We start from the raw sequence: 22,682 nt of genomic DNA, 5'->3' as shown, positions 1-22,682 counted from the left end.
GTGTGCTTCGTCGTTTCCGACGAAGCGAGCCGCCCATTATAGCGGACTTTTTCTTGCCGTCAACACCTCAGTTTCAGGTGATTGACGCTGCTTCGTCGCGGCCCAAAGGCTTTCTTCGAAGCGAGCCCGCCATCTTAGCAGGCCTTTCATCTTCGTCAACCCCTCGTGAGGAGGATGTTGCCGCCGCATCACTCAGCCGCCGTAGCGGCTTCCGTGGTGCGAGCCGACCATCATAGCCGGCTTTTCCTATCCGTCAACACCTTGTCAGGTCGGCGGTGGCCCCTTTCTGCGGAGCGCCGTGCTGGCCGCTGCTGCGTAGGGGGAGGCGAATTATGGGCGCTTCCCGATCGCTTGGGAAGGGGTTTGTGAAAAAATTTTCACCACCGCCCAAATAGCGCCAATCCCGTGCCGGCAGCGCGTGTCGGACATACCTACGCGTGACCTACATCCCGTGCCCCCGCTGGCACCAACACTGCCATCACCTCATCTGCCGGACAGGCGCGCTGCAGCGCAGCGCGCTCGACCGTCGGCTCGCACTTCAGCCGGCGACCAGGGCGACGCGCGCGAAATTACGCTTGCCCACCTGGATGACGCCTTCAAAACCGGGCACCAGCTGCAGCCCCAGATCGTCGACCACTTCTCCGTCCACCCGCACCGCACGCTCCTTGAGCTTGCGGGTGGCTTCTGAATTGCTGGGGGTCAGGCCAGCGGCGGTCAGCAAACCCGCAATCCGCAGCCCTTCGGCCGGCACGGTCACGTGCTGCAGCGGCAAGGCGCTGGTGTCGCCCTGCCCGGTCACGACGGCGTGCCAACCGACGATGGCCTGCTCGGCAGCGGCCGCATCGTGGAAACGGCTGGCCAATTCGCGCGCCAACCGGAGTTTGACCTCGCGCGGGTTCAGGCTGCCCGCAGCCACGGCGGCCTTGAGCGTCTCGGCTTCGGCCATGCCGATCTCGAAGGACAGCAGGTCGATCCAGCGCCACGTCAGGTCATCGCCGATCTTCATGGTCTTGGTGACGATGTCGATGGCCGGCTCATTGATGCCGATGTAGTTGCCCAGCGACTTGCTCATCTTGTTGACGCCATCCAGGCCTTCCAACAACGGCATCGTCAAGACGATCTGCGGTTGTTGACCATAGTGCTCCTGCAGCCCGCGCCCCATCAGCAGGTTGAAGGTCTGGTCGGTACCGCCAATCTCGACGTCCGCGCGCAGCGCCACCGAGTCGTATCCCTGGACCAGCGGATAGAGGAACTCGTGAATGGCGATGGGTTGCTGGCCATTGAAACGCTTGGAGAAGTCTTCGCGTTCGAGCATGCGCGCCACGGTGTGCTGGGCGGCGAGCTTGATCATGTCGGCGGCGCTCATCTGGCCGAACCATTCAGAGTTGAACCGCACCTCGGTGCGCTCGCGATCCAGCACCTTGAACACCTGCTCTTCGTACGTCCGGGCGTTGGCCAGCACGTCCTCACGGCTCAGCGGCTTGCGGGTGACGTTCTTGCCGGTCGGGTCGCCGATCATCCCGGTGAAGTCGCCAATCAGGAAGATGACCTGATGGCCGAGCTGCTGGAACTGCCGCAGCTTGTTGAGCAGGACGGTATGGCCCAGGTGCAAATCCGGCGCGGTGGGGTCGAAGCCCGCCTTCACGCGCAACGGGGCGCCCGCCTTTAGCCGTTCCTGCAACTGTTCGCGCTTGAGGATCTCCGCGGCGCCGCGGCCGATCAGAGCAAGGGATTCATCAATAGTGGCCAACACGGACTCCAGCGGCGTTCGCCGTCAAAAACGTGAATGATGTTAAACGCAGGTTAATGCCGCGCCAAGTGAAAATAATGAACGGGCTCAATGGTTTGACGCATTGTTGCCAGGTGACTATGGTACCGGCGTTTGCGCTCGCACTTCGAGCCACCGAGGAACCTCACTGATGCAGAACTCCGAGCAGGGCCGTGCACGCAAGCGGCGCTTCCACGAACGCCTCCACGTCCTCCACGACTCTGCTCTGCATCGTCAGCTCAAGGCGCATCTGCCTGCGGCGTTCAATGCGCGCTGGACGCGCCGGCATTGGTTGCATGCGAGCCTGTTCGCCACCATTGGGGCCCTGGTGGCGACGATCGTCCCGGGGTTTTCCAACAACATCGACGCCTCGCTTTCCAGTCGTTCCACCCTGGCACTGCCGCTGCCTCCGCTGGTCCCCAGCCGCAAGCAACTGGCGCCCAGCACCGACTGGCAGACCCTGCAGGTCAAGCCGGGCCAGACCCTGAGCACACTGTTCGGCGAGCTGGGCATCCCCACCACGGTGATGTACCAGGTGCTGGCCCACCCGGGGACCAAGGATGCGCTGACCAAGCTGCAACCCGGTGCGGAACTCGCCTTCGACCTGCCGAGTCCGGGCCAGTTGCGCGCTCTGCGCTTCGACCGCGACGCCAGCCATCGGGTGGAGCTGCGCCTGCTCGGCGACAGCGTGCGCGAGAAGGTTACCGAGCGCGCCACCACCACGCGCACGGTCGTGGCCAGCGGCGAAATCACCAGCTCGCTGTATGCCTCCGCCGGCAAATCCGGTCTATCGCCGGCGGCCGTGGCGGTCATGACCGACGAGATCTTCAAGTACGACATCGACTTCGACAAGGATTTGCAGCCGGGCGACCGCTTCAGCGTGGTGATGGATGAAACCTGGCGCGAGGGAGAGCGAATCGGCACCGGCAATATCCTCGCTGCGACGTTCACCACCGGCGGCAAGACCTACACCGGTTTCCGCTTCGAACGCGCCGGCAAGCCAGCCGAGTACTTCGACATCAACGGCCGTCCGTTGAAGAAGAGCTTCATCCGCATGCCGGTGGCCTACAGCCGCATCAGCTCCACCTTCGGCGCGCGCAAGCATCCGGTGCTGGGCACGATGCGCATGCACAAGGGCGTGGACTATGCGGCGGCCTCTGGCACACCGATCATGGCCGCCGGCGATGCCCGCGTGGTGTTCGTCGGCACCCAGCGCGGCTATGGCAATGTGGTGATCCTGGATCACGGCAAGAACTACAGCACGCTGTATGGCCACATGTCGCGCTTCGGCAAGATCAAGACCGGCCAGCGCATCAATCAGGGCACGGTGATCGGCTACGTCGGCATGACTGGCCTGGCGACTGGCCCGCACCTGCATTACGAATTCCGCGTCGGCGGGCAGCAGCGCAATCCGATGTCGGTAACGATGCCGCCGCCGGAGCCGCTGCAGGGCGCCGAGCTGGCCGCCTTCCGTGCGCAGACCGCACCGGCGATGGCGCGCATCGAAGGCATGGAGAAACTGATCTATGCCGACGCCGGCAAGCCGGCCAAAGGCAAGTCGCGCGGCTGAGTGAGTCCCTGCTGCGCTTGTGCAGCAGCAAGGCCGCAGGAACCGAACATCGCAGCCAGCCACGCCGGCGCTCCGCTACCTGGTGCCGTGCGCGGCACGCGTGAACGCTGCTTCCCACTCTGATCGTTTGCGCCAGCCTGTCCGCCGCACCGAGTGGAGACGTTCGTTGGCGATGCCCGGTGTGCACCGGCAATCTCGATACCCTCCGCCCAGCGGCAACGCGAGTCACTGGCGTGCCGACGCGGCGGTGCTCCTCTCCGCTGCGCACGCGGCGCGCGCGACCGGTTGACGGGCCGGGCCTGGCTGCACAAGCTGGCCGACCGTGCACTCTGACTTCGGCATGTCTGTCTTGGACCACGATGACTCCCCGCTCTATCTGGGCTTGATGTCGGGCACCAGCGCCGACGGCATCGATGCCGCGCTGGTGCGCTTTGCCGACGCCAGCCATCGCCGCTGCGACCTGGTCGCCGGGACCACGGTGGCGTGGGATCCGCCGTTGCGAGACAGCTTGCTGGCGCTCGGCCAGGGGGCCGAGACGGTCACCATCGATGCACTGGGGCAGTTGGACGCGCAGGTGGGGCTGGCGTTTGCCGCAGCAGCCAATCAGTTGATCGGCGACAGTGGCGTAGAGCGCGCCCGTATCCGCGCAATCGGCTCGCATGGGCAAACCATCCGCCATCGCCCGTTGGCAGATCCGGCCTTTACCTGGCAGATCGGCGACGCCAGCCGGATCGCCGAGCACACCCGGCTGACCACCGTGGCCGATTTCCGCCGTCGCGACGTCGCCGCCGGTGGACAAGGCGCGCCGCTAATGCCGGCTTTCCACCTGGCGATGCTGGGCGCCGCCGACGAGGACCGCGCGGTCCTCAACCTCGGCGGCATCGGCAATCTAACCTTGCTGCCGCGCGCCGGCGCTGGCGCGGTGCGCGGCTTCGACACCGGCCCGGCGAACGCGCTGCTTGATAGCTGGTGCCAGCGCCATCTTGGCCAGCATTACGATGCAGACGGCCGCTTCGCCGCCAGCGGTCGGGTGGACGAGGAACTGCTGGGCCGGCTGCAGGCCGATCCCTGGTTCGCCTTGCCGCCGCCCAAGAGCACCGGACGCGAGCAATTTCATTTGGACTGGGTGGTACGGGCAATGGGGCCGGCCGCACTGGCTCCGGCCGATGTCCAAGCCACCTTGCTCGAACTCACGGCAGCGACCGTCGCCAGCGCGCTGCGAAACCTGCAGCCGGACACACGCCGCGTGCTGGTCTGCGGCGGTGGCGTGCGCAATCCCGTGCTGATGGCGCGGCTGGCGGCGCGCCTGCCGCGCATGCAGGTGGAATCCAGTGCCGGCTACGGCCTGGACCCGGACTACCTGGAAGCGATGGGATTTGCCTGGCTGGCGGCCGAGGTGCTGGCCGGGCGCCCAGCCAACCTCCCGGCAGTCACCGGCGCTACTGGCGCGCGCCTGCTCGGCGCGATCTACCCCGCCTGACCCTCCGGCTCAGGGGCTGTCGCCTGGCGGCAGCGCCTTCAGCGCGGCGATCGCCTCGGCCAAGGCATCGACTTCCGGATGTTGCAGTCCGCCGGTCACCTCGTATTCGCTGGCGAACAAGCCTTGCTCGAGCAGATGCATCACGGTCTGATGCTGAGTCCAGCCACGCGCCACGGAAATGCGGCGGATGCGGTCGACCAACAGCGGATCGATGTCGCGCAACACCAGATCGGTCATGCCCGGTCTCCGGCTCTGTCCTTGACAGCGGGCATCATCGGCAAGCAGCGTGGCGGTTTCAATGCTGGCGCTCGTGGGCGTGCAAGCGCGGCCATAGCCAGGCCAGCAGCAGCAAGGTGGGAATCACCGTCAATGCGCTGAGGATGAAGAAGGTGCTGTAGGAGGTGGCCTCGACGAGGTAACCGGAGACGCCACCGACGAACTTGCCCGGCAGATTGGCCAGCGACACCAGCAAGGCATACTGGGTCGCAGTGAAATTGCGATCGGTCAACGAGGACATGAAGGCGACCAGCACGGTCCCGGCAAAGCCCTGGAACAGGTTGTCGGCACTCAACGCAGCGTAGAACGCCCACAATTTTCCAGGGTTGTGCGCCATCAGCAGGAATGCCAGGTTGGACAGGGCCACGCCCAAGGTGGCCACCAGCAGCATGCGGCGAAAGCCGAATGCCGCCAGCGCCGCGCCGCCGACAAAGGCGCCCAGGATGCCCATCCACAGCCCGAACAGCTTGGACACGGTGGCGATATCAGCCTTGGTGTAACCCGAATCGAGGTAGAACGGCCCGGCCATCACGCCGATGACCTGGTCGGGGAACTTGAACAGGCCGACGAATAGCAGCAGCACCACGCCCAACGCCAGCCCATTGCTGGAGAAGAAGCTGGCGATCGGCTGCCAGAAGGCACCGGCCACATCGATGCGGCGTACCACCGTCGCCTCGACTTGGTCCGGCTCGCGGCACAGCAAGGTGGTGAGGATCGGCAGCAGCATCAGCGCCGACATCGCCACATACGCCCAGTACCAGTTCAGGAACTCGGCCAGATACAGGGCGCCGGCCCCGCTCAGGATCAGACCGATGCGATAGCCCAGGGTGTAGGTCGCTGCCAAGGCGGCCTGCGCGCTGGCGGGAGCAATCTCGATGCGATAAGCATCCACCACAGCATCCTGCGTCGCGCCCCAGAACGAGGCGAACAGGACCCAGGCGACCAGCCCGGCCACGCCCAGGTCCGGACGCGAGAATGCGAGCGCAAACAGGCCGACGGACACGCCAACCTGCGAGACCAGCAACCAGGAACGGCGACGTCCCAGCCTCCCCAGCAGCGGGAAGGCATAGCGGTCGAGCAGCGGTGCCCACAGGAACTTGAGCAAGTAGAAGAAGCTCGCCAGGCTGATCAAACCAATGCTGCCCAGATCCAATCCAACATCGCGCAAGCGGGTGGACAGGGTTTGCGAGGCGATCAGCAGGAATGGCAGGCCGCTGCCGAATCCCAGCACCGCCATGGTCGCCGCCGATGGGGTGGCGAAGGCCTTTTGAATGCCGCGCCAACCTTTGTAGTTCGGCGCCGGTGTGGTTGCAGCGGACTTGCTCATGCCGGCAACCGCTGACGGCAAGCGGTGATCGGCGCGACCGCGTGCTCGATCGGCGTTCTGCGCTGCGGCCGGCTGGCTGGGGCAGGCGGTGCGTCATGCCGCGAGGCGGCGGCGACCGGGTGTGCAATCCCCAGGCCAGCTTCAGCCGCTGCGACCATCAGGCCTGCACGCTGCCACCGGCGAGCGGCGCACTCATGACCAGCCACGCTGACCGGCTGCGGGCGGTGTGATGCGACCCTGGTGGCCAGCGCCTGCCTCATGGCGCGTAGTCCACGCTATACGGCGCGTGGTCGGAGAAGCGCTGCTCGCGATAGATCGCGCAGGCGCGCAGTTTGTCGCGCAGCCCCGGGGTCACCAGCTGGTAGTCGATGCGCCATCCCACATTGTTGGCGCGTGCCGCGCCACGATTGCTCCACCAGGTGTAGTCCTCGCCTTGTGGATGCAACACGCGGTAGCTGTCTACCCAGCCACGCCCGCTGGCCGGGTCGGCCAGCTCGGCGCTGTCGGCGCACAGGCCGTTGAGCCAGTCGCGCTCGGGCGGCAGGCAGCCGGAATTCTTCTGGTTGGATTTCCAGTTGCGGATGTCCAGCGCCGACCGGACGATGTTCCAGTCGCCGCACAGCACATAGTCGCGGCCGCTGGCCAGCCATTCATCCAGGATCGGACGCAGCCACTCCATGACCTGGAACTTGTAGTCCTGTCGCAGCTCGCCAGAAGAGCCGGACGGGATATAGAACGACACCACACTGAGGTTGCCGTAGCGCGCCTCGATATAGCGCCCCTCCTCGTCGAACTCGGGCCAGCCCAGCGCGGTGCGGACCTCATCGGGCGCGCGCCGGCTGTAGATCGCCACGCCGCTATAGCCTTTCTTGGTGGTGGCGTCGCGGAACCAGGCCGCATACCCGGCCGGCAGAAATTCCGGGCCGGCCAGTTGATGCTCTTGCGCCTTGGTTTCCTGGACACAGAGCACGTCGGCGTCCTGCTGGGCGAACCAGTCGAAAAAGCCCTTGCTGGCGGCCGAACGCAGGCCGTTGGCGTTGAAACTGATGATGCGCATGGATGAACAGCCGGATGCGGATGGGGAAGCAACGGTGGAAGCGTACCGCATCGGCCGATGCCGCAAGATCGGACCGGCTATGCTTTCCCATCCGAATTGCCACTCGCTACTCCCGTTGCCATGACCGATCACCGCACCCGCTTCCTGCAACTGGCCCTGCAGGCCGACGCCCTGCGCTTTGGCGAGTTCACCCTCAAGTCTGGACGTCTGAGCCCCTATTTCTTCAACGCCGGGCGCTTCGATTCCGGCGCCAAGATGGCGCAACTGGCGCAGTGCTACGCCGATGCGGTGGACGCAGCAGGGCTGGACTTCGACCTGTTGTTCGGCCCGGCTTACAAGGGGATTCCGCTGGCCACCGCGGTGGCCTGTGCCTATGCCGGGCGTGGACGCGACCTGCCGCTGGCGTTCAACCGCAAGGAAGCCAAGGACCATGGCGAGGGCGGCACCCTGATCGGGGCCCCGTTGGCCGGCCGCAAGGTGCTGATCGTCGACGACGTGATCACCGCCGGAACGGCGATCCGCGAGGCCTTGGCGATCATTCGCGCCGCTGGAGCAACCCCGGCGGGAATCGTGGTGGCGTTGGACCGGCAGGAGATCGCCCACGAGCAGGACCGGCGCTCGGCGGCGCAGGCAGTAGCGGCCGAGGCCGGCATTCCGGTGGTGGCGGTGGCCAATTTGGCCGACCTGCTTGATTTTGCGGCGGGAAACACCGACCTTGTGGGCTTCAGGGAACCACTGCTGGCCTATCGTGGCCGCTATGGGACCGACATCAGGGGCTGATGGCAGGCGACAGGGGGCTGTGAGAATGCCGTTACATATCCATAGGACGCTGCTGGTCGTCGTCCTGGCTGCCGCCGTGGGCGCGCCAGCTCAGGCACAGGACAAACCGTCGGCAAAGAAGCTGTATTGCTGGGACCAGAACGGCGCGCGGGTGTGCAGCGATGCGCTGCCTGCCGATGCGGTCAACCGCGCCCGCGACGAAATCAACATGCGAAGCGGCATGCGCAGCGCCGAGGTTCAGCGCGCGCTGACCGGCGAGGAGCAAGCCGCCGCCGCGGCCGCAGAACAGCAGCGCCAGGTCGATCTGGCGGCGGCGCAGATGCGCCAACGCACCGACCAGGCAATGCTGACGTCCTACCAATCCGAGGACGACCTGCGGCGGGTATTCGCCGAGCGCATCGCCATCATCGACAACAATATCCACACCGCGCGCTACAACGTGACCAGCCTGCGCGAGGGCCTATCCAGCCTGCTGCGGGCGGCGGGCGATCGCGAGCTGGCCGGGCAACCGATCCCCGACAAGCTGGCTGGGGATATCCAGCAGCGGCATCGGGAACTGCAGGCCCAGCTGCGCCTGCAACTGGGCTTCGAGCAGCAGCGGGTGGCACTGGACGGCGAAATCGCCGAGATCCTGCAGCGCTATCGGGCCATGAAGGCCGGCTCGGCCAGCTGAGCGCGCGCACCCCGCCGGAGTCGCGGCCGCCCGCCTCGCGGCCGGCGGCATTTCCGGATCCGACGGCCAGCCCGCATAATGGCCGGTCTCACTTCTTGCCCACGAGGCACTCCCGCATGGCCCGGATCATCGCCATTGCCAACCAGAAGGGCGGCGTCGGCAAGACCACGACCGCCGTCAATCTGGCGGCCGGCCTGGCGCGCGCGCCCAAGCGTGTGTTGTTGGTAGATCTGGACTCGCAGGGCAATGCGACGATGGGGAGCGGCATCGACAAGCGCGACGTGTCCGCGTCCACCTGCGATCTGTTGCTGGGCGAGAACAGCGCCGCCGAGATCCGGCTGAGCGCGCCGGAGGGCTTCGACCTGCTGCCTGGCAACATCGACCTGACCGCCGCCGAGATCCAGCTGATGGACCAGGGCGAGCGCGAGCAGCGGCTCAAGCGGGCCCTGGCGCCGATCCGCGACGCGTACGACTTCATCCTGATCGACTGCCCGCCTGCGCTGTCATTGCTGACGCTCAACGCGCTGACCGCGGCCGATTCGGTGATCGTGCCGATGCAGTGCGAGTACTACGCCCTGGAAGGGCTGACCGCGCTGCTGGAAACGATCGAGGCCTTGCGCGCCGAACTCAATCCCGGCCTGGAGATTGAAGGCGTGCTGCGGACCATGTTCGACATCCGCAACAACCTGGCCAACGCGGTATCGGCGGAACTGACCGAGCACTTCGGCGACAAGGTGTTCCGTACCATCGTGCCGCGCAACGTGCGCCTGGCCGAGGCGCCCAGCCATGGCCAGAGCATCGTCGGTTACGACCGCACCTCGCGCGGTGGGGTGGCTTATCTGGGACTGGCAGGAGAAATCGTGCGGCGGCAGAACGAGCGCAACAAGGCCAGCAAGGCCGTGGAGACCGTCTGATGAGCAAGCCAACCCCTGCCAAGAAGCGTGGTCTGGGCCGCGGCCTGGAAGCGCTGCTGGGTCCCAAGGGTGCGGCCGCCGCAGCGGCGCCGGCAGCGGCCAGCGAGGATGCGCTGCAGTCGGGCGACACCCTGCGCACGCTGACGGTCGGCCAGCTGCAGCCAGGCAAGTACCAGCCGCGCCAGGAGATGGACGAGGTCAAGCTGGCCGAGCTGGCGGAGTCGATCAAGGCGCAGGGGGTGATTCAGCCCATCGTGGCGCGCGAACTGGCGCCGGGCCAGTTCGAGATCGTCGCTGGCGAACGGCGCTGGCGGGCCTCGCAGCTGGCCGGGCTGACCGAGGTCCCGGTGGTGGTGCGCGAGCTGGACGATCGCACCGTCATCGCCATGGCGCTGATCGAGAACATCCAGCGCGAGGATCTCAATCCGTTGGAAGAGGCGCAGGCCCTGCAGCGGTTGATCGACGAATTCGCACTGACCCACGCCGAGGCCGCCGAGGCGGTGGGGCGCTCGCGCGCTTCGGTCTCCAATCTGCTGCGCCTGCTGGAGTTGCCGGTGGCCATCCGGGTGCTGCTGGAAACACGGCGCCTGGAAATGGGCCACGCGCGCGCATTGCTGACGCTGGCCCCGGAGCTGGCCAGCAAACTGGCGCAGGAAGCTGCCGACCAGGGTTGGTCGGTGCGTGAGGTCGAGCATCGCGCCCAGCAGTTCGCCGCCGGCAAGGTGCCCGGTGCGCTGCGCAAGGCCAACAAGCCCGCCGCCACCGCGCCGCAGGCCGACATCGCCTCGCTGGAAACCGAGCTGTCCGAGTCGCTGGGCACCAAGGTGGCGATCAACCACGGCCGCGGCGGCAAGGGCAAGCTGGTGATCCACTACACCGATCTGGACACCCTGGACGGGGTGCTCGAACGCCTGCGCAGCCGCGCGCAAGGCTGACCATCGTCGTTCTGCCGGCCCCAGCCGCGCTGCCAGCGCGCGGGCGCCGGCCTCTGCAAGAGGGAGTGGCATGACCCTGCTCGTGACCGGCGCGGCCGGCTTCATCGGCGCCTATACCTGCCGCGCGCTGGCCGCACGCGGCGAGGCGGTGGTGGGCCTGGACAACTACAACGATTATTACGATCCCCAGCTCAAGCGCGACCGCGTCGCGGCGTTGTGCCCGGGGGTGGACATCCGCGCGCTCGATCTGACCGATCGTGCCGGGCTGATCGCACTGTTCGAACAGATCCGACCGACTGCGGTCGTGCACCTGGCGGCGCAGGCCGGCGTGCGGTACTCGCTGCAGAATCCGCATGCCTACGTCGACAGCAACCTGGTCGGCTTCGTCAACGTGCTGGAGGCCTGTCGCCATCACGGCGTGCAGCATCTGGTCTATGCATCCAGCAGTTCGGTCTATGGCGATTCGGCGACGCCGCCGTTCTCCGAAGACCAGCGGGTGGACCAACCGCGCTCGCTGTACGCGGCGACCAAGGCCGCCAACGAACTGATGGCCCACACCTACGCGCAGCTCTATGGCCTGCATGCCACAGGGTTGCGCTTTTTCACCGTCTACGGCCCCTGGGGCCGGCCGGACATGGCGCCGCTGCTATTCAGTCGCGCGGTACTGGCGGGCCGCCCGATCGAGGTGTTCAACCACGGCAAGATGCAGCGCGATTTCACCTTCGTCGACGACATCGTCGCCGGTGTCCTGGGCGCGCTGGATACGCCTAGCGACGCGCCGTTGCCGCACCGGGTGTTCAACCTCGGCAACCACACCCCGGTGGAGCTGGAGCATTTCATCGACGTGATCGCGCAGGCCGCCGGCCGGCCGGCGGAGAAGCGCTATCGGCCGATGCAACCGGGCGACATGGTCCGTACGATGGCCGATACCCGCCGCGCGCAAGAGGCCTTTGGCTTCGATCCCTCCACCCCGGTCGACCGTGGCCTGCCGCTGGTGGTCGACTGGTGCCGCACCTACTACGGTGAGCGCGCCTAAGCGGCGTGCTCGCAGAGCCCGCTAACACCGCCCTCCAAGCTTCATGCCCGGCTCAGACAGCCGAGGCACAATGCGCGATCTTTTGTCCCGCCCGCCTTCGGACCACCCGATCCCATGAGCCATCCCGAGCTGTCCGTCGTCGTCCCGGTCTTCAACGAACGCGACAATGTCGCCTCATTGGTCGGGGAGATCGTCGCCGCACTGCGCGGCCAGGTGGCCTTCGAGATCGTCTATGTCGACGACCACTCGCGCGATGACACCCTGATGGTGCTGCAGGGGCTGAAGGCCGACACGCCGGAACTGCGCGTGCTGCATCACGTCAGCCAGAGCGGACAGAGCACGGCGGTGCGCAATGGCGTCAAGGCCGCGCGCGCGACATGGGTCGCCACCCTCGATGGCGATGGCCAGAACGATCCAGCCGACATCCCGAAGCTGCTGCAGGCGCGTGCCAGCGCCGATCCGCAGGTCAAATTGTTCGCCGGCTGGCGGGTCAACCGGCAGGATTCGGGCTCCAAGCGCTGGGCAAGCAAGTGGGCCAACGCGATCCGCTCGCGCATGCTGCAGGACAATACGCCCGACACCGGCTGCGGTATCAAGCTGTTCGAGCGCGAGGCGTTCCTGGACCTGCCCTACTTCGACCATATGCACCGCTACCTGCCGGCGCTGATGCAGCGCGCTGGCTGGAAGACGTTGAGCGTGGCGGTCAACCACCGCCACCGGACAGCCGGCGTATCCAAGTACAACAATCTCAACCGCGCCCTGGTCGGCATCCGCGACCTGCGCGGTGTCGCCTGGTTGATCACCCGCAGCAAGCGCACCGCAGTGGAGGAGCGTTGATGGAACTGCATTGGCTGGACCAACCGCTGACCTGGCTGTACTGGACCGGCATCCACGTCACCGGGTGGAAGCTGATTGGCTATGTCGGCGCCCTGATGTTCGGTGGACGCTGGTTGGTCCAGTTCGTGGCCTCCAAGCGCGCGGGCAAGCCGGTGATCCCGCGGCTGTTCTGGTACATGAGCGTGGTCGGCAGTCTGATGACGCTGAGCTATTTCCTGTTTTCGGCCAAGCAGGATTCAGTCGGCGTGCTGCAGAACCTGTTCCCGGCCTTCACTGCCTTGTACAGCCTGTACCTGGACATCCAGCATCGCGGCTGGAAGCGCGAACGCGCCTCGCATTGATTGCAGGCCGGGTCCCGAACGGCGAAGGCCCGACGGCGGGCCGGACGCATTCCCGACGCAGCGACGCGCGCCCGGCCGATCCCGGCCAGGCACGGCACCGGGCAGGCTGGGCCCATGTCAGCCCATGCCTCCTCTCACTTCCCACCGCGCCACGGCAGCTACTGGCACCTGTGCCTGCGCACGCATCAGCAGGTGGCGCTATTTGCGGATTGGCGTTGCGCCCGTGCCGCCGCAGCCTGCCTCTCGCATGCGCCGCACTGGCCGCAGCTGCAGGTGCTGTGCTGGGTGTTGTTGCCCGACCGCTGGACTGCCCTCGTGCACGCGCAAGATCCCGCCGCACTCCGGCAGGCCTGCACTGCGGTCCGCCAGGCCGCGGCAACCGCCGTCAATCGCGCGCGCGGGCGCGGCGGAACGGTCTGGCATCCGGGCATGGCATTGGCGCCATTGCCGCCACGGGCCGATCACCGGCAGTTCGCTCGTCAGCTGGTCGCCGCACCGCTGCGCGCAGGATTGGTCACGCAGCTGGGCGCCTATCCTTACTGGGATGCGGTGTGGCTGACGCACAGGGCGGCGCATGCCCAGCCCTGGACGAGGCCTTGCACCGACGCGTCGGCTGCCTGAGTCAGGCCAACGCTCAGGCAGCGCTCCACGCATGTTGGACGGGACCGGCGAGCCGGCAGATCGCAGCGTGCCGGCCGCCGCATGTGCGGCCGGCAGCTGGCGGGCGTCAAAGCGCGATGGCCTGCGCGGGCAGCAGGGCCTGCAGTTCGCGCTCGAACAAGGCGCGAATCCGCGCCAGCGCCGCCTCGGTCTCCGCCTCGAAGCGCAGCACCAGGATCGGCGTGGTGTTGGAGGCACGCAGCAGCCCCCAACCATCGGCAAAATCGGCGCGCAGACCATCGATGGTCGACAGCCGCGCCCCTTCGAACGGCGACTCCTCGCGGACCTGAGCACGTTCGACGAAACGCGCCACCAGCGCGTGCGCATCGCCATCGATCGGCACTTTGATTTCCGGGGTGGCGACGCTGTCGGGCAGTTCCGCCAATACCTCAGACGGCGATTCCTCGCGCTGGGCAAGGATTTCCAGCAGGCGTGCGGCGGCATACATGCCGTCGTCGAAGCCATACCAGCGCTCCTTGAAGAAGAAATGCCCGCTCATTTCGCCAGCCAGCTCGGCGTCGGTTTCGCGCATCTTGGCCTTGATCAGCGAATGACCGGTCTTCCACATCAATGGACTGCCGCCATTGCGCAACACGTAGTCGGTGAGCTTGCCAGTGGATTTGACGTCGTAGATGACCAGGGCGCCAGGATTGCGCTGCAATACGTCGGCGGCGAACAGCATCAGCAAGCGATCGGGGAAAACCAGCGTTCCCTCCCGGGTGACCACGCCCAGTCGATCGGCATCGCCGTCGAATGCCAGGCCCAGGTCGGCGTCGAAGCGCTCCACCATCTGGATCAGATCGACCAGATTGCCTGGCTCGCTGGGATCGGGATGGTGATTGGGGAAATGACCGTCGATCTCGCAGTACAGCGGAATCACCTGGGCGCCGATGGCTTCCAGCAGCCGTGGCGCGATCTCGCCGGCCACGCCATTACCGGCGTCGACCACCACCTTCAACGGCCGTTCGATCACCACGTCGCCGGCGATGCGCTGGATATAGGCATCGCTGATGTCGCGCTGATCCAGGCTGCCGGGCGTGGCCGCGGTATGCAGGCGGCCAGCATTGATACGCTCGTGCAATTCGGCGATCGCCGCACCGGACAGCGTGTGGCCACCGATGACGATCTTGAAGCCGTTGTAGTCGGGCGGGTTGTGACTGCCGGTGACCGCCACGCAGCTTCCCGCGCGCAGTTCGTAGGCGCCAAAGTAGACCACCGGGGTCGGTGCCAGGCCGATGTCGGTGACGTTGCAGCCGGCACGCCGCAGGCCCTCGATCAAGCCATTGCTCAGCTCGGGACCGGACAGGCGACCATCGCGCCCCACCACCACGTCCTGCAGGCCCTGTGCCTGCATGACGCTGCCGATGGCCTGGCCAATCAACGCGGCCGCTGCGGACGTCAACTCCTGCCCAACGACGCCTCGGATATCGTAGGCACGGAACATTGCTGCATCGAGGTGTGCCGCAGCGACTGCAACCGGCGCCGACGCGACCGGCTCGCCTGCCGCCTCATGCGCAGCCGGCGCAAGCTGACCGGCACGATCGGCCTCGTGTTGCAGGCTCTGGCCGAAGGTCGGCTCGTCGACCGTCGGCTGTCCCGCCGGGCGCCGGCGTGGCAAGGCGACCCGTCCCCGGCTGGCCAGCACCACCAGCACCGCGATGACGCTCAGCAACAGCGCCACGATCGCGCAGCCCAGCGCGCCCAATCCCAACGGTCCGTCGTCGTGTTGCGGCAGTCCGGCAGCGATCCGCAGGCCACTCTCTCCCAGCGGACGCGCCAGCGTTTCGGCTGCATCGGCCAGTGAGGGATCTCCCAGCTGGTCGACGTTGTAGCTGCCCTGCCGCAGTGCCAGATACGAGGCGTCGGGAACGCTCACTGCCTCCAGCGGGGCGGTCGCGCGCGCCAGCGGCAAGCGGGCATAGAGCACGGCCGGCAGCGGGCCCAGGCGGACCGCCGCGGCCAGTCCCAGATGCGGCTTCTCCGCGTCTCGCACGACCCGGGTCTGTGCCCGCTGCGCGAGCAGCGCCGATTCGAGCAGGCTCAGGCGCGCAAAACCAAACGCCTTGGGGTTTTCGTAGGCGGCGCCAAGATCGCTGGACAGCACCTGCACATCCTCCGCGCCCTTCAGTCGCTCGCGGACGGCCGCGGCGGCCGCCAGTGCGTCGCCACTGGCCAGCGCGGCGACCACCGGCGGCTGTTTCAGGATGGCGTCCAGTTGGCCGGCCTGCGCGCTCAGCGCCTGGCCGACCTCCTGCACGGCGCGGTCGCGCGCCTGCTCCAGCCCCGTTGCAATGCGGTCCTGGTGCCATTGCCGGTAGCCGCTCCAGGCGAACCACGCTGCCAACAGCAGCAGGATGCCTCCCAATAGCGGCCCACTCGTACGCACGCTGGACATCCCCTGCCTGCGCTCGTTCGCCTTGCTCATCATTAGCGTCCCCTGTCAGCGCACGCCGGTATGGCCGAATCCACCCGCTCCCCGCGCGCTGTCGGCGAAAGTATCCACCACTTGCAGGCCTACACGCACGATCGGCAGGATCACCAGTTGCGCGATGCGGTCGCCCGGCTCGATGGTGAAGGCGTCCCGGCCGCGGTTCCAGGTGCTGATCAATAGCGGCCCCTGGTAGTCGGCGTCGATCAGGCCGGTGCCGTTGCCCAGCACGATGCCGTGCCTGTGCCCCAGTCCGGACCGCGGCAGTACCACCGCACACAGCTGCGGATCCGCCAGGTGGATGGCGATGCCGCTGGGGATCAGCGCCGTATCCCCCGGTTCGAGCGTCATCGGCGCCTCCAGCGCGGCGCGCAGGTCCATGCCGGCACTGGCTTCGGTGGCATAAGCCGGCAGCGGCCAGACATCGCCAAAACGGGGGTCGAGCAACTTCACCTGCAAGGACTGCGTCGGTTGGCTCATGCCTGCAATCTCTCCTCGATCAGGGCCAGCAATCGCTCGGCCAATTCGGTCTTGCTGCTGCTGGGGAATACCCGCTCGCCCCCCTGCCAGTATGCGGTCGCGGCGTTGTTGTCGCTTTCGAAGCCGCCACCGGCGATGCCCACCTGGTTGGCGATGATCAGGTCCAGCCGCTTGGACGCCAGCTTGCCACGCGCATAGTGCTCCACGTCGTGCGTTTCGGCAGCAAAACCGACCACCAGCTTCAAGCCGCCGGTCTGGGCGGCCACTTCGGCCAGGATGTCGGGGGTCCGCACCAGTTCCAGGGTCAGCGTCTCGCCGGTCTTCTTGATCTTCTGCGCCACCACGCGCTTGGGCGTGTAGTCGGCCACGGCCGCGGCGCCGATATAGATATCGGCCGGGAACGCGCCCAGCACCGCGTCGCGCATCTGCGCGGCCGAGCGTACATCCACCCGGCGAACGCCCGCCGGGGTCGGCAGGTGCACCGGTCCGCTGACCAGCACCACCTCGGCGCCCTGGCGCGCGGCTGCGGCCGCCAGCGCGTAGCCCATTTTGCCGCTGCTGCGGTTGCCCACGTAACGCACCGGATCCAGGTCCTCGAACGTCGGACCGGCGCTGATGACGATACGCAGACCTTCAAGCTGATCGCTGTCGGCAACGAACCCCGGCGCCGCTGGGGCCGGCACCGGCGCTGCGTCGATGCCGGCCAGCGCGGCGACAATGGCGACCGGTTCGGCCAAACGGCCAGGACCGGATTCGCCCTCGGCCAGCGGACCGTCGTCCGGCCCGATCACGGTGACCCCGCGGGCGCGCAAGGTCGCCACGTTGGCCTGGGTGGCCGGATGCAGCCACATGCGATGGTTCATCGCCGGGACCACGGTCAGCGGCGCGGTCGTGGCCAGGCACAAGGTGGTGACCAGGTCGTCGGCCAGTCCATGCGTCAGCCGCGCCAGCAGATCGGCGGTGGCGGGAGCGACCACGACCCGATCGGCCCAACGCGCCAGTTCGATATGCCCCATGGCCTGTTCGGCCGCACTGTCCCACAGCGTGGTGCGGGTCGGTTGACCCGACAACGCCTGGAAGCTCAACGGGGTGACGAACTGTTGGGCACCGGCAGTCATGGCGACCTGCACGTGGGCGCCGGCGTCGCGCAGGCGACGGACCAGTTCGAGCGATTTGTAGGCGGCAATGCCACCGCCAACGCACAGCAGCAAGCGCTGTCCGTCCAGGGGGCGGGCCTGAGTGGAGCCGGTCACGTCGGAGTCGTCCTACGGTTACAAGGACAACTAGATTAGCCGATGCCCCCGCTTGGCCTGATGGGCGTCGGCGATGAGCAGCGGCAATCTGGCCATATGCACATCAACGACTGGCCCACCAATGAACGGCCCCGCGAGAAACTGCTGGCGCGCGGAGCCGATGCCCTATCCGACGCCGAGTTGCTGGCCATCTTCGTCGGCTCCGGCCTGCGCGGCCAGGATGCGGTACGGACCGCGCGCGACCTGCTGCTGCAACACGGCCCACTGCGCGGCCTGCTGGAACGGCCGGCACCTGCCCTGGCCCGCCTGCCTGGGCTTGGCCCAGCCTCGGCCTGCAAGCTCAACGCCGCGCTGGAGCTGGCCAATCGCTATCTGATGAGCGAACTGGAGCGCGGCGACGTATTTTCCGATCCCCCCAGCGTCGGCCGCTACTTTTCCCAGCAACTCCGCGGACGCGCCTACGAGGTCTTCGCCGCGCTGTTCCTGGACAACCAGCACCGCGCGATCGCCTTCGAGGAAGTATTCACCGGCACCATCGACGGCGCCGAAGTGCATCCACGCGAAATCGTGCGGCGCGCCTTACTGCACAACGCCGCAGCCGTTGTGGTCGGCCACAACCACCCGTCCGGCAATCGCGAGCCGTCGCAGGCCGATCGCGCCGTCACCGAGCGCCTGTTGCAGGCGCTGGGATTGGTCGACATCCGCCTGCTGGATCATTTCGTGATCGGCGACGGGCGCCCAGTCTCGTTGGCCGAGCGCGGCTGGTTGCCATGACCCGCCCCGCTGCGGGCTGAACCGGCGGCCCGACTCGCCGGCTCCGGGTCGGGTAAAATCGCTGGTTTGGTTCCAAGCAGATCCCACGTGAAAGCCCAACTCCGCGCATTGATCGGCCAAGGCATCGAAGCCTTGCGCGCCAACGGCACCCTGCCTGCCGACACCCTGCCGCCGGATTTCGTGGTCGAGCGGCCCAAGACCCGCGAGCACGGCGATTTCGCCACCAACGCCGCGATGTTGCTGGCGAAGGCGGCACGCAGCAATCCGCGTGCGCTGGCGCAGGCGCTGGTCGCGGCGCTGCCGGCCAGCGACGACGTGTCCAAGGTGGAGATCGCCGGACCCGGCTTCATCAACTTCCATCTGGCCCCCACCGCCTACCAGCGCGAAGTCGCGCAGGTGATCAAGCAGGGCCAGGACTATGGTCGCGGCTTGGCCGGCAATGGCCGCTCGGTCGGCGTGGAATACGTCTCGGCCAACCCGACCGGCCCGCTGCATGTCGGTCACGGCCGCGCTGCGGCCATCGGCGACAGCCTGGCGCGCGTGCTCGATGCCAATGGCTGGAACGTCAAGCGCGAGTTCTATTACAACGATGCCGGCGTGCAGATCGAGAATCTGGCGCTGTCGGTGCAGGCACGCGCGCAGGGCCTGACCCCGGACAGCGCCGGCTGGCCGGAGGCCGGGTATCGCGGCGACTACATCGCCGATGTCGCACAGGCCTATCTGGCCGGCGATACCGTGGACCTGGAAGGCCATCTGGTCACCGGCGCCAAGGATCCAACCGACCTGGAAGCGATCCGCCGCTTCGCGGTAGCCTATCTGCGCAACGAGCAGAACCACGACCTGGCGGCATTCCGCGTCGATTTCGACATCTACTTCCTGGAAAGCTCGCTGTATCGCGACGGCAAGGTCGAAGAAGCGGTACAGAAGCTGATCGCCTCCGGCCACACCTACGAGGAAGGCGGTGCGCTGTGGCTGAAGTCCACCGACTTCGGCGACGACAAGGACCGCGTCATGCGCAAGTCCGACGGCACTTACACCTACTTCGTGCCGGACGTGGCCTATCACCTGAGCAAGTGGCAGCGCGGCTACGAGCGCGCGATCACCGAACTGGGCGCCGACCACCACGGCTCGCTGACGCGCGTGCGCGCCGGCCTGCAGGCACTGGAACTGGGCATCCCGCAGGGTTGGCCGGAATACGTGCTGCACCAGATGGTCACGGTGATGCGTGGCGGCGAGGAAGTGAAACTGTCCAAGCGCGCCGGCAGCTACGTCACCTTACGCGACCTGATCGAGGAAACCAGCGCCGATGCGGTGCGCTGGTTCCTGATCGCGCGCAAGCCCGACTCGCAGCTGACCTTCGATATCGATCTGGCGCGCGCGCAAAGCAACGACAACCCGGTGTTCTACGTGCAGTACGCGCATGCGCGCGTGTGCAGCGTGCTGCGCCAGGCGCAGGAAAAGGGCTTCAAATACGAGCAGGCGCACGGCATGGCCGAGCTCGCCCGCCTGGACGACGAACACGCGCTGACGGTGATGCTGGAGCTGTCGCGCTATCCGGAGGTGGTGGAAACCGCCGGCCACGCGCTGGAGCCGTACCTGATCGCGCAGTATCTGCGTGAATTGGCGCACGCCTTCCACACGTGGTATCACCACACCAAGCTGCTGGTCGACGATGCCGGCGAACGCGATGCCAAGCTCACGCTGGCGGTGGCCACCCAGCAGGTGCTGGCCAACGGCCTGGGCCTGCTGGGCGTCAGCGCACCCGAAAAGATGTAAGCCGGGCCACGCGCCCGCAACCGATGTGATTGGAGACGTGGTAGATGGCAGCACGACGCGGTAAGAGTCAGGCCCGACGCAACACCAGCAACGGCACGCCCGGCTGGGTGTGGCTGGTCGCCGGTGCGGCGATCGCCGCGGTGGTGTTCCTGGCCGCCCCCAACCTGTTCAAGAAGGACGGCGATGGCTTCCTGCGCGTGGGCCCGCGACCGAATCCGGACGCGCAACCACCGCCGGTGGCCGATGCCGACGTGGACACGCCGGCCGAATTGCCCAAGCCCAACGCGCAAACCAACAAACCGGCGACCAAAGCCGGCGACGCGCAGACGCAATACGACTTCTACACCTTGCTGCCCGGCAAGGAAGTGCAAATGTCCGATGCCGAACTGGCGGCCAGCGCGCGTGCCGAGGAAGCCGCGCGCGCCCGCGCGGCGCTGGAAGGCAAGCCGGCCCCACCGGCCGCCGGCGCTGCTGCGGCGGCGGTCACTGCAGCGGCGGCCACACCGGCGGCCAGCGTGCCGGTGCCGTTGAAGGAGACCGCGGCGAGTACGCCCAAGCCGCTCGCAGAAACCGTACCCGCCCGCACCGCGCCCGCACCCACCGCCACCGCGGCGACCACGACGCCGACCACCGCGGCAAGCGCACCAACTGCTGCGGCCAGCACGCCCAAGCCCAGCGCGCAACCCGCCACCGCCGCGCCCGACAACACCCGCTACATCCTGCAGGCCGGCTCATTCGGCGCGTCCGGCGATGCCGAGTCGACCAAGGCCAAACTGGCGATGATGGGCCTGGCCGCGCGAGTGGAATCGGCCGATATCGGCGGCAAGACCGTCTATCGCGTGCGAATGGGGCCGTACGGCAGCGCCGGCGAACTGGCCGAGGCCAAGCAGAAGCTGACCGGCAGCGGCGTCTCGGCCATCGCGATCAAGGCCCAGTAGTCGCGGTGAGACGCCGCGCGCTCGGACTGCTGCTGTGCGGGTTGGTCGGCGCAAGCCAGGCCACCGAGCAGATCCCCGATCGCATCCAGCTTGACGGCCAGGACGCGGTGGTGCTGGCCGAACCGCTGTCGTCGGTGCTCGACGATCCAGCGACCTGGCAGCGGTTCGTTGCCCATGCCGGGTCGGCTTTGGGCGCCTGCAGCGCCAACTGGCGGGGCTATCAGGCGTTCTGGCGAGTGGACGGCAACCGCCTGCTGCTGGACCGGGTGGTGCTCGGTGCCTGCGCCGATGCGCCACCAACGTTGCCATTGCCGGTGCTATTTCCAAACCGGCGCGCGCCGGTGGTCGCCGACTGGGTCGATGGCGAAGTGCTGGTCGCCCTGCCCGACCCACCGGCGCCCGGCACGCCCGCTTCCGCGCTGCCCTACGTCCTGCTGCAACTGCGGCACGGCCAGGTCATCCGCCGCGAACCGCTGACGCCCGCGCAGTTGGCCGCACGACGCGCGGCGCCAGACGCATCGCCCTAAGTTCCTCCCCTGATCCATCCCCCAGGAGTTCCCATGTCCAAGACCGCCCTGATCACTGGTGCCACGTCCGGATTCGGCAGTGCGGCAGTGCGCCGCTTCGTCGCCGCTGGCTGGAAGGTCGTCGCCACCGGCCGGCGCGCCGAGCGCCTGCAGGCGCTGGCTGAAACGCTGCCCGCCGGCCAGGTCCATACCGTCGCCTTCGACATGCGCGATGCGCAGGCACTGGATGCCGCCATCGACGCCCTGCCTGCCGCATTCGCCGACATCGATGTGCTGGTCAACAACGCCGGCCTGGCGCTGGGTACCGCACCGGCGCAACAGGCCGACCTGGCGCAGTGGCGGCAGATGATCGACACCAATGTCACCGGCCTGGTCACCTTGACCCACCGTTTGCTGCCGGCACTGATCGCCCGCCGCGGCAGCATCATCAACATCGCTTCGGTCGCGGCGACCTATCCGTACACCGGCGGTAACGTCTATGGCGGCACCAAGGCCTTCGTGCAGCAGTTCTCGCTGGGCCTGCGCTCGGACCTGCATGGCACCGGCGTGCGGGTGACCTCGATCGAACCGGGCATGGCCGAGACCGAATTCACCCTGGTGCGGACCGGCGGCAATCAAGCCGCCTCCGACACGTTGTACCGCGGCGCCACCCCGATGACCGCCGAGGACATCGCCGAGCAGATCTTCTATGTCGCCACCCTGCCGGCGCACTTGAACATCAATCGGCTGGAGATCATGCCGGTGACGCAGTCGTTCGCCGGCTTCCAGGTCGCACGCGAGGCGCACTGACGACCCCGGCCCTTCGGCGCGAGCCGAGGGCGCCGCCGCGGGCGCGTGTCATGTCGGTGGAGC

At 67.3% G+C, this 22,682-nt stretch carries 21 protein-coding genes and 2 pseudogenes; 15 read left to right on the top strand and 8 right to left on the bottom strand.

Features of this window, described 5'->3' with window-relative positions:
- Nucleotides 1-538: 538 nt before the first annotated feature.
- Nucleotides 539-1,750 (bottom strand): tyrosine--tRNA ligase, encoded by a 1,212-nt coding sequence (gene tyrS, locus CKY51_RS08080; RefSeq protein ID WP_152249078.1) that lies wholly within the window; start codon nt 1,748-1,750, stop codon nt 539-541.
- Between the two features lie 169 nt (nt 1,751-1,919).
- Between tyrS and CKY51_RS08075 the strand changes: the two genes are divergently transcribed.
- Entirely contained in the window at nt 1,920-3,338 is a 1,419-nt protein-coding gene (locus CKY51_RS08075) for a M23 family metallopeptidase (protein WP_022971179.1), read from the top strand.
- Between the two features lie 340 nt (nt 3,339-3,678).
- Nucleotides 3,679-4,818, top strand: coding sequence for an anhydro-N-acetylmuramic acid kinase (locus CKY51_RS08070; RefSeq protein ID WP_031338740.1), 1,140 nt, complete (start codon nt 3,679-3,681; stop codon nt 4,816-4,818).
- Between the two features lie 9 nt (nt 4,819-4,827).
- Here CKY51_RS08070 and CKY51_RS08065 read toward each other — a convergent pair whose 3' ends face one another.
- The 3 genes from CKY51_RS08065 to CKY51_RS08055 form a co-directional block, all read right to left on the bottom strand.
- Nucleotides 4,828-5,055: a hypothetical protein gene (locus CKY51_RS08065; RefSeq protein WP_022971177.1), complete on the bottom strand. Its 228-nt coding sequence runs from the start codon at nt 5,053-5,055 to the stop codon at nt 4,828-4,830.
- A gap of 58 nt (nt 5,056-5,113) precedes the next feature.
- Nucleotides 5,114-6,421, bottom strand: coding sequence for an AmpG family muropeptide MFS transporter (locus tag CKY51_RS08060; RefSeq protein WP_022971176.1), 1,308 nt, complete (start codon nt 6,419-6,421; stop codon nt 5,114-5,116).
- Nucleotides 6,422-6,677: 256 nt separating this feature from the next.
- On the bottom strand, nt 6,678-7,478 hold the full coding sequence (locus CKY51_RS08055) for an exodeoxyribonuclease III (RefSeq protein ID WP_022971174.1): 801 nt from the start codon (nt 7,476-7,478) through the stop codon (nt 6,678-6,680).
- Between the two features lie 120 nt (nt 7,479-7,598).
- Here CKY51_RS08055 and pyrE point away from each other — a divergent pair, with 120 nt between their 5' ends.
- From pyrE to CKY51_RS08015, 8 genes are all read left to right on the top strand, one after another.
- Nucleotides 7,599-8,258: an orotate phosphoribosyltransferase gene (gene pyrE, locus CKY51_RS08050; protein WP_022971173.1), complete on the top strand. Its 660-nt coding sequence runs from the start codon at nt 7,599-7,601 to the stop codon at nt 8,256-8,258.
- 25 nt (nt 8,259-8,283) lie between these two features.
- Entirely contained in the window at nt 8,284-8,931 is a 648-nt protein-coding gene (locus CKY51_RS08045; RefSeq protein WP_022971172.1) for a hypothetical protein, read from the top strand.
- 116 nt (nt 8,932-9,047) lie between these two features.
- Nucleotides 9,048-9,845, top strand: a complete 798-nt coding sequence (locus tag CKY51_RS08040) for a ParA family protein (protein WP_022971171.1) — start codon at nt 9,048-9,050, stop codon at nt 9,843-9,845.
- Nucleotides 9,845-10,780: a ParB/RepB/Spo0J family partition protein gene (locus CKY51_RS08035; protein WP_022971170.1), complete on the top strand. Its 936-nt coding sequence runs from the start codon at nt 9,845-9,847 to the stop codon at nt 10,778-10,780. The genes CKY51_RS08040 and CKY51_RS08035 overlap by 1 nt, the downstream gene beginning before the upstream one ends.
- A 70-nt stretch (nt 10,781-10,850) precedes the next feature.
- Nucleotides 10,851-11,816, top strand: coding sequence for an NAD-dependent epimerase/dehydratase family protein (locus tag CKY51_RS08030; RefSeq protein ID WP_022971169.1), 966 nt, complete (start codon nt 10,851-10,853; stop codon nt 11,814-11,816).
- A gap of 114 nt (nt 11,817-11,930) precedes the next feature.
- Nucleotides 11,931-12,653, top strand: coding sequence for a glycosyltransferase family 2 protein (locus CKY51_RS08025; RefSeq protein WP_022971168.1), 723 nt, complete (start codon nt 11,931-11,933; stop codon nt 12,651-12,653).
- Complete coding sequence (locus tag CKY51_RS08020; RefSeq protein WP_022971167.1) at nt 12,653-12,994, top strand: lipid-A-disaccharide synthase N-terminal domain-containing protein; 342 nt, start codon at nt 12,653-12,655, stop codon at nt 12,992-12,994. Before CKY51_RS08025 ends, CKY51_RS08020 begins: the two co-directional genes overlap by 1 nt.
- Before the next feature lie 114 nt (nt 12,995-13,108).
- Nucleotides 13,109-13,615, top strand: a complete 507-nt coding sequence (locus tag CKY51_RS08015; RefSeq protein WP_022971166.1) for a hypothetical protein — start codon at nt 13,109-13,111, stop codon at nt 13,613-13,615.
- Between the two features lie 106 nt (nt 13,616-13,721).
- Here the strand turns inward: CKY51_RS08015 and CKY51_RS22940 are convergent.
- The 4 genes and pseudogenes from CKY51_RS22940 to coaBC form a co-directional block, all read right to left on the bottom strand.
- Nucleotides 13,722-15,101, bottom strand: a pseudogene (locus CKY51_RS22940) (phosphomannomutase/phosphoglucomutase); the annotation flags it as partial.
- 92 nt (nt 15,102-15,193) lie between these two features.
- Nucleotides 15,194-16,079: pseudogene (locus CKY51_RS22935) on the bottom strand (phosphomannomutase/phosphoglucomutase); the annotation flags it as partial.
- A 15-nt stretch (nt 16,080-16,094) separates the two neighbouring features.
- On the bottom strand, nt 16,095-16,562 hold the full coding sequence (gene dut, locus CKY51_RS08005) for a dUTP diphosphatase (protein WP_022971164.1): 468 nt from the start codon (nt 16,560-16,562) through the stop codon (nt 16,095-16,097).
- Nucleotides 16,559-17,815, bottom strand: coding sequence for a bifunctional phosphopantothenoylcysteine decarboxylase/phosphopantothenate--cysteine ligase CoaBC (coaBC, locus tag CKY51_RS08000; RefSeq protein ID WP_022971163.1), 1,257 nt, complete (start codon nt 17,813-17,815; stop codon nt 16,559-16,561). Before coaBC ends, dut begins: the two co-directional genes overlap by 4 nt.
- A 96-nt stretch (nt 17,816-17,911) precedes the next feature.
- Between coaBC and radC the strand changes: the two genes are divergently transcribed.
- The 5 genes from radC (at nt 17,912) to CKY51_RS07975 (ending at nt 22,619) form a co-directional block, all read left to right on the top strand.
- On the top strand, nt 17,912-18,589 hold the full coding sequence (gene radC, locus CKY51_RS07995; RefSeq protein ID WP_038219576.1) for a RadC family protein: 678 nt from the start codon (nt 17,912-17,914) through the stop codon (nt 18,587-18,589).
- 87 nt (nt 18,590-18,676) lie between these two features.
- A complete protein-coding gene (gene argS / locus CKY51_RS07990) occupies nt 18,677-20,365 on the top strand; it encodes an arginine--tRNA ligase (protein WP_022971161.1) in 1,689 nt (562 codons plus the stop codon).
- Nucleotides 20,366-20,409: 44 nt separating this feature from the next.
- Nucleotides 20,410-21,303 (top strand): SPOR domain-containing protein, encoded by an 894-nt coding sequence (locus CKY51_RS07985; protein WP_152249076.1) that lies wholly within the window; start codon nt 20,410-20,412, stop codon nt 21,301-21,303.
- A gap of 5 nt (nt 21,304-21,308) precedes the next feature.
- Nucleotides 21,309-21,830 (top strand): hypothetical protein, encoded by a 522-nt coding sequence (locus CKY51_RS07980; RefSeq protein ID WP_022971860.1) that lies wholly within the window; start codon nt 21,309-21,311, stop codon nt 21,828-21,830.
- A gap of 33 nt (nt 21,831-21,863) precedes the next feature.
- Complete coding sequence (locus tag CKY51_RS07975) at nt 21,864-22,619, top strand: SDR family NAD(P)-dependent oxidoreductase (RefSeq protein ID WP_022971859.1); 756 nt, start codon at nt 21,864-21,866, stop codon at nt 22,617-22,619.
- The last annotated feature ends 63 nt before the right edge of the window (nt 22,620-22,682 follow it).

This window comes from Xanthomonas maliensis (assembly GCF_009192945.1).
Taxonomy (GTDB): domain Bacteria; phylum Pseudomonadota; class Gammaproteobacteria; order Xanthomonadales; family Xanthomonadaceae; genus Xanthomonas; species Xanthomonas maliensis.
Note: the sequence above shows the minus strand (reverse complement) of the source record. Positions and strands in the feature narration are given on the sequence as shown.